Below are 4,679 nucleotides of genomic sequence, written 5' to 3'. Positions count from 1 at the left end.
TGCGCAGCTGTCGGGGCTCGCAACAGCTCCATGGCACGGTGTTTGATGTTTTGCAGGCGGTCGTCGTTCAGTAGATCGATCCGCTGGCGGGGGCGGGCCAGCTCGATGGCGAACTCCTCGCGCACCCGGGCGGGACGCCCCGTCATCACCAGCAGCCGGTCCGCAAGCAGCAGCGCCTCGTCGAGATCCGTGGTGATGAACAGGACCGTCCGGCGTTGTTCGGCAAGGAGTTCGGCCGTGTACTCCTGCATCAGCTCGCGGGTCATCGCGTCGAGTCCCCGGAACGGCTCGTCGAGGATCAGCACGGCGGGCTCGTTGATCAGCGCGCGAGCCAGCTCGGCGCGGCGCCGCATGCCGCCGGAAAGCTCTGCGGGATAACGGTTGGCGAATTCGGCGAGTCCCACCCGAGCCAGGACGGCATCCGCGCGCTGCCGCGCCGCCACCCTGTCCTCGCCGCGCGCACGCGGTCCGAACATGACGTTTTCGGCGGTCGTCAGCCACGGCATCAGCGCGTTCTCTTGAAACAGCAGCAGGCGGTCGGCTGAGGGTCCGCGGGCCTCTTTGCCGTCGACGGCGATCAGGCCGCTGCTGGGCCGGTGATAACCAGCCAGCAGGTATCCGATGGTCGTCTTGCCACCGCCCGAGGGTCCGATCATCGCGACGATCTCGCCGGGTTCGATGCGCAGCGAGCAGTCGTCGACGACGTGGACGTCCTCCCGTCCCTTACGGACGTGGAAGGACACGCGATCGAAAAGGACTGCGCCGGTCCGGTTTCCGGTCATGCCGCCACGCGCCGCCATGGCATGAGGCGGTTTCCCAGCGCGCGCACGAGGCCGCTCGACAGGTAGCCCGCGATGCCCAGGCTGATCATCGCCACGACGACCCGCGGTAAGTTGTTGCCCTCGTAGGCGTTCCACACCAGAAAGCCCAGCCCGCCGTCACCGTACTGCTGGCCGCCGCCGGAAATGAGCTCGGCGGCCACCACCACCTCCCACGTGATGCCCATGCCGACGGCCGCCCCGGTGACCAATGACGGCAGCAGCGCGGGCAGCAGCACCCGTCGAAAGACGCATGAGCGGCTTGCGCCCATCGACCGCGCGGCCAGCACGTGCCTGCGGTCGATTTGTTCGGCACCGCCGACCGTGTTGAGCACGATCGGAAAGAGTGCACCCAGGAATGTCACGAAGGTGATGGACAGCTCCTGAGTCGGCCAGAAGATGATCGCGATCGGCACCCACGCCAATGGCGGTACCGGCCGCAGCGATTCGAATACCGGGAACACCACGCGTTTGAACCAGGGACGGGCCGCCATCAGCAGGCCTAGCGTGCCGCCCACCAGCAGCGCCACGGCGAAGCCGGCCAGCACTCGCTGAAACGACAGCGACCAGCTGTTCCAATAGCCCGGCCTGGCAAGGAGTTTCAGGAAGTCGACGATCACCGCGGAGGGCGCCGGTAGCTGCCCCACCACGGGCACGCTGACACCGGTCCAGTTGCCGAGCCGGGTGGCCAGCTCCCAGCCGGCGGCGAAGACGACGATGCCGATCGCGCCGCGCCTCAGCGCCGACGCGTCCGCGTGGTCGGCGCGCCGAAACAGCGTCGTCACTGCGCCATCTCCCGCTCGCCCGCGTCGAAGGCACGCTTGGCTTCGTCGCGAACCGCCTCGGAGACCTCGCCGACGAGTTCACGAAAGTAGGGCGCGGTGATCAGGTCGCGGTCGCGCGGGCGGTCGAGGTCGACCTCGATCGTGGTCTTGGCCCGGCCGGGCCGGGTCGTCATCACGGTGACACGACTGCCCAGGTAGACGGCTTCCTCGATGTCGTGGGTGATGAAAAGTACTGTGACGGCGGACTTGTCGTAGATCTGCAGCAGCGCATCGTGCATCGCGGAGCGCGAGATCGCGTCCATCCCCCGAAACGGCTCATCGAGCAGCAGCACGGTCGGCTCCATGACCAGCGCGCGCAGAATCTCGACGCGGCGTTGCACGCCGCTGGACAGTTCGCCCGGGTAACTGCGCGCCACCTCGCCCAGGCCGACGTCGTGCAGGCGCTCGACGGCGATCTCGGCCGCGTCCCGGCGGCTCAGTCGCCGCTGGGCCACCAGGCCGTAGCTCACGTTCTCGGCGACCGTGAACCACGGGAACAAGGTGCTGTCCTGGAAGACCACTACCCGGTCCGGGCCGATCGTCGCGGTGGGACGACCTGGGCCGCAGAGCAATTCGCCGTCCAGTTGGATTCGGCCCGAGGTGATGTCGGTGAATCCGGCGACGGCTCCCAGCAGCGTGCTCTTTCCGCATCCCGACGGTCCGACGATGACGTGCAGTTCGCCCGCGGCGATGTCGAGGCTGAAATCCTCCACCGCCACCACCGGGGTGCCCGTCGTCCGGTACGCCTTGCCGACACCGCTCAGGACGAGGTTTCCCCCGCTCATGACCCGATGCTCCGGGCCCGGTAGGCCATCAGCCGGTCACCGAGCAGTCGGATCAAAGCGCTGCTGGCGAAACCGATCACACCGAGGGTGATCATCGCGATCACGATCGTCGGGTAGCGGGTGGTCGTGTACGAGGCGTTGATCAGATAACCGAGGCCGAACTGGCCGGCGATCATCTCCCCCGCAACCAACGAGAACCATGCGACGCCCATGCCGATCTGCAGGCCGGTGAAGATGTAGGGCAGCGATCCCGGAATCACCACGGTGCGCAGCACCTCGCGCGGGCCGGCACCCAGACACTGCGCCGCCCGGATCAGGTTCTGGTCGATCGACTGGACCCCGAGCAACGTGTTCAACGTGACCGCGTAGAACGCTGCCAGGTACGTCAGGAAGATGACCGAGCCCTCCCTGCTGTGAAACATCAGCATTGCCAGAGGAACCCACGCGAGGATGGGGATGGGTCGGATCAACTCGAAGATGGGAAAGGTGTACTGACGAAATCGCGATGACCACCCCAGCAGCAGGCCGAGCGGGATTCCGGTGACCAGCGCCGCCGCGAAGGCCAGGGCTACGCGCCGAACGCTCGCCCAGATGTGCTCGTAATACGACGCCGTGAAAATGGATGTGCCGTAGGCCGGGTTCGGGCTGAGCCACTCCCGGATCACCTCGGTCGGACCGGGAAGGCCGCGAAATCGCGGCAGCGCCAGCACGTCGACGCTCAGATACCAGCCGCCGAGGAACAGGGCGAAGCCGAGCAATGCCAACGGCAATGTGGGCGACAGGATCCGGCGGCGGCCGGGTCGCGGCGCGGCCACGGTGCCGTGCGGGACCGTCAGGGGAATCGGCTCGGTAGAAAGGGCGCTCACGAGCTACCTTTCTAGGAGGACGGCGGCCCCGCGGCGCGAGTCGTCAGCGAGCGACTCGGTCAGGCCGCAGCGGCATGCTGGGACAAATCGGTGTCATCATTTCCGCACCGATGCCCCGGTGCAAGAATATGGATCGCCTTGACCCGAAGTGCGTCGGCGCGGCGGCGGTGCCCGATGCCCCCGGAACGCAGACAGCCGGCTCCCGAGCGAGCGGGAACCGGCTGTGTGCCGTGGTCAGCTGGCGTCAGCCGTGCGGCGCCTCAGAGATCTTGGTGTCCGGCTTGCCGAGCGTCTGGCAGTAGGTCGTCACCGACAGGCGCGTGGCGGAAATCTCCACATTGGTCGGGTCGTTACCGCTCTTGTCTTTGAGCATCTTGCTCACTTCGTCGTTCTGCTTCTTCTCGTCCTGCGTGGTGAAGTCCTTGCACTTGGTGTCCCCGCCGGTGTTGATGACCTGTGAGGCCGAACACGCGCTGGACAGCAAGACGGAGATCGCGATCGCAGCTGCCGCAATATACTTCATCATTTGCCTTCCTGGGTGCGAGTAGTGGTATCAGTACACCAAATCGCCTGATTTCAAACCCCGAATAGCGCCCCGGACCGATGACCGCCGTGTTTGCAGGGACGGCGTGGCAGCGGCCACATCGCGGCGCCGCCGCGATCCGGTTGCGCGCAGCGGGAATAACCGCCCGGGTTACCTCGCGTTCTACCATCGGCGGTCGGCCGCGTATGCGCATCGGGTCTGAAAGGGGAGGAAGCTCAGTGACCTCGTCGAATGTGCGCAGCGGCCGCGGCGGCATCACCGGAGCCGGGCGCGAGGCGGCGGGTACGGGGGCGCTGTTCGTCAGCGTGCTGGCGCTGCTGCTGGCAACGGGATGGGTCGCCAATCACTTCGTCGGGCTGATGCCGGTGATCAGCGACCGGGCCCACCTCAGCACGACCACCCTCGACGGGATCTTCGGCATCTACGCGCTGGGATTGCTTCCCGGGTTGCTCGTGGGCGGGCGCGCGTCGGACACGCTCGGGCGCCGGCCGGTGGCGCTGACCGGATCGGTGGCCGCGCTGACGGGAACGGCGGTCATGCTGCTGTCCCAGCACGCGGGCGCGCTGCTGCTGGGTCGCCTGATCGTCGGGATCGGTGTGGGCCTCGCGATCAGTTCGTGCACCGCGTGGGCCTCGGATCTGCGCGGCCCCGCCGGCGCCGCGACCGCCGGGGCGGTACTCACGGCGGGTTTCGCCGTCGGACCGTTCGTCGGTGGGTTCATCGCGTGGGCCGGACGATCCGGCATCCGGGTGTCGTTCGCCGTCGCCGCGGCCATCGTGGTGCTGGCAACGTGCGCCGTCATCGGTGCGGCCCGCCGCGCCGAGGTGGCTCGCCCGGCCGCC

At 67.6% G+C, this 4,679-nt stretch carries 6 protein-coding genes; 1 reads left to right on the top strand and 5 read right to left on the bottom strand.

The genetic code is table 11. The features are described 5' to 3' along the window. The 5 genes from A5624_RS14900 to A5624_RS14880 all read right to left on the bottom strand — a co-directional run. On the bottom strand, nt 1-782 hold a 782-nt coding region (locus tag A5624_RS14900; protein ID WP_232002260.1), incomplete at its 3' end, for an ABC transporter ATP-binding protein. Beyond that, a complete protein-coding gene (locus A5624_RS14895) occupies nt 779-1,603 on the bottom strand; it encodes an ABC transporter permease (protein WP_066867414.1) in 825 nt (274 codons plus the stop codon). The genes A5624_RS14900 and A5624_RS14895, both read right to left, overlap by 4 nt. Then, nucleotides 1,600-2,427: an ABC transporter ATP-binding protein gene (locus A5624_RS14890; RefSeq protein ID WP_066867412.1), complete on the bottom strand. Its 828-nt coding sequence runs from the start codon at nt 2,425-2,427 to the stop codon at nt 1,600-1,602. The genes A5624_RS14895 and A5624_RS14890 overlap by 4 nt, the downstream gene beginning before the upstream one ends. After that, nucleotides 2,424-3,293, bottom strand: coding sequence for an ABC transporter permease (locus A5624_RS14885; RefSeq protein WP_082972639.1), 870 nt, complete (start codon nt 3,291-3,293; stop codon nt 2,424-2,426). Before A5624_RS14885 ends, A5624_RS14890 begins: the two co-directional genes overlap by 4 nt. Before the next feature lie 244 nt (nt 3,294-3,537). Further along, complete coding sequence (locus tag A5624_RS14880; protein ID WP_066867409.1) at nt 3,538-3,819, bottom strand: hypothetical protein; 282 nt, start codon at nt 3,817-3,819, stop codon at nt 3,538-3,540. 236 nt (nt 3,820-4,055) lie between these two features. On the opposite strand from A5624_RS14880, the gene A5624_RS14875 reads away from it, so the two are divergent. After that, nucleotides 4,056-4,679, top strand: a 624-nt coding sequence (locus A5624_RS14875; RefSeq protein ID WP_156749022.1) for an MFS transporter, incomplete at its 3' end; no start/stop codon positions are given.

Source organism: Mycobacterium sp. 1482292.6 (assembly GCF_001672995.1).
Taxonomy (GTDB): domain Bacteria; phylum Actinomycetota; class Actinomycetes; order Mycobacteriales; family Mycobacteriaceae; genus Mycobacterium; species Mycobacterium europaeum_A.
The sequence above is the reverse complement of the archived record's forward strand: the minus strand, read 5'-3'. Positions and strand labels throughout refer to the sequence as shown.

Excerpts from the sequence above, each read along its gene's own strand:
- A5624_RS14880 (WP_066867409.1), bottom strand. The coding sequence starts at position 3,819 with ATGATGAAGTATATTGCGGCAGCTGCGATCGCGATCTCCGTCTTGCTG.
- A5624_RS14890 (WP_066867412.1), bottom strand. The coding sequence starts at position 2,427 with ATGAGCGGGGGAAACCTCGTCCTGAGCGGTGTCGGCAAGGCGTACCGG.